Below are 1,841 nucleotides of genomic sequence, written 5' to 3' on the forward strand. Positions count from 1 at the left end.
GCATTGTTATGTTCATTATTTATTGTTTGGATGTCGTATGATTCTAGTCATGATGGCCTTGATGTTGGGGAGATTATTATTTACGTAGGAGGTGGTCTTTTACTTAATTTGGTTTTTATTTTTTTTGCATCCGCCGATATAAAGCGGATTTACAAATTTACTAAAAATGGAATATTAACCGAGCAGGCAGATGTTGTGCCAGAGTATGCTTATCAATGTATACGAATGATAGGTAGAGTGGGTGTCGTTGTATGTTTGATTGCTGTTGTTTTTGTTGGCCCTATGGCGTTCGTTGGAGCAGGGGCGAGTGCATTACTCTCATTCAAACTGGTTAACTTTAGGTTGAAACCTATGATGTTTGAAACGTTGTATTTTGATGAAACAGTATTAATTAAAGCGTCGGATGTGAGTTATATATCGGTGATGCCTAATGGAAAAATATCAGCCTCTAGAATGGGATTTTTTTGTAATAAAGAAAATGTAGATGATATTTTTAATACTTTAAAAGAATTCTATCCAAATGGTCATTTTTATGAGGTTGAGAAAGAAGATGATATTTATGAGCATGAAAAGTTTAAAGAGTTCTTACATCCAATGGATCAGGATTAATGTGACATTGCAGGATGCGTTAAATAATGCTAACTCATAACGATATAGATAATACAAACAAAATAGAAGCCATGAGAATGGCCTTATACAACGAAGAAGTACTCTATGAGTATGAAACCGTAGAGCATCAATATTTGGGGTATTTTTCTGGTATTGGTTTTTTTAGTGTTATGAGTTGGATGTTATATGATTTTAGTCAAGATATGCTAGATACCGGTGGTATTGTTGCATTTAGTTTACTCACCATTTTCATGACATTGTTTTTTATCTTTTTTGGTTCTGCAGACATAAAGCGGATTTACAAGTTCACTAAAAACGGAATATTAACCGAGCAGGCAGATGTGGTGCCTGAGTATGCTTATCAATGCATACGAATGATAGGTCGAGTGGGTGTTGTTGTATGTTTAGTTGCAGTTGTTTTTGTTGGCCCTATGGCGTTCATTGGCGCAGGGGCGAGTGCGTTATTCTCATTCAAATTGGTTAACTTTAGGCTGAAACCTATGATGTTTGAAACTTTGTATTTTGAGGAGTCTGTGATAATAAAGTCTTCAAAAGCAAATTATGTATCAATACTTCCCAATGCAGATTTATTAGTTTCAGGGAATGGTTTTATCAGTAATGGTAAAAACATTAATGAAATTTTCAATACATTAAGGGAATTCTATCCAAATGGTTATTTTTATGAGGTAGAGGAAGAAGATGATATTTATGAGCATTATAAATTTAAAGAGTTCTTACATCCAATGGATCAAGATTGATGTGAAATAGTAATGGATACGGTTAAATAATGTATGATAAAGAAAATGAATTAAAGCTAGAGAAAGAACTTTATAATTCTCCAGTGCTTTACGAGTGGGAATATAGTGGATTTCATGGGAATAAAACATCATTAACTCAGTGGCTGTTAGGTATATTTATTCCGTTCTTTCCAATAAGTATATTATTGTTATTAATCAACGATATCAATGCGATGGTACCGTTTCTTTTTATTGCATCCATAATGATGTTTGTTGTTCGTTATTTATGGTTTTCAGATTGCTATTATAAATTTTATCTAACTCAAATAGGACTCTATTATACCTATGAACAAATCATTCCTGATTCAGCTTATAAAGTTGTACGAGGATTTGCATGGTTTGGCGTTGCAGTTTGCATTGTTTCTGTCGCTGTTATTGGGCCAATGGCCTTTGTTGGAGCAGGAGTATGGTCTTACTTTCATTTAAGATGACAGG

The 1,841-nt window shown here is 33.7% G+C and carries 3 protein-coding genes; all 3 read left to right on the plus strand.

The window, feature by feature from the left end; translation table 11 throughout:
• Positions 1–609: hypothetical protein (locus tag AACV33_RS02495; protein ID WP_182700715.1), on the plus strand; the 609-nt coding region annotated here is incomplete at its 5' end.
• Between the two features lie 26 nt (positions 610–635).
• Complete coding sequence (locus AACV33_RS02500; protein ID WP_182700716.1) at positions 636–1,367, plus strand: hypothetical protein; 732 nt, start codon at positions 636–638, stop codon at positions 1,365–1,367.
• A 29-nt stretch (positions 1,368–1,396) separates the two neighbouring features.
• The gene (locus tag AACV33_RS02505; RefSeq protein WP_182700717.1) at positions 1,397–1,837 is read left to right on the plus strand and encodes a hypothetical protein; all 441 of its coding nucleotides are present in this window, start codon (positions 1,397–1,399) and stop codon (positions 1,835–1,837) included.
• The last annotated feature ends 4 nt before the right edge of the window (positions 1,838–1,841 follow it).

Origin of the sequence: Aliivibrio sp. SR45-2 (assembly GCF_963890165.1) — a bacterium.
In the GTDB taxonomy this organism is placed as follows: domain Bacteria; phylum Pseudomonadota; class Gammaproteobacteria; order Enterobacterales; family Vibrionaceae; genus Aliivibrio; species Aliivibrio salmonicida.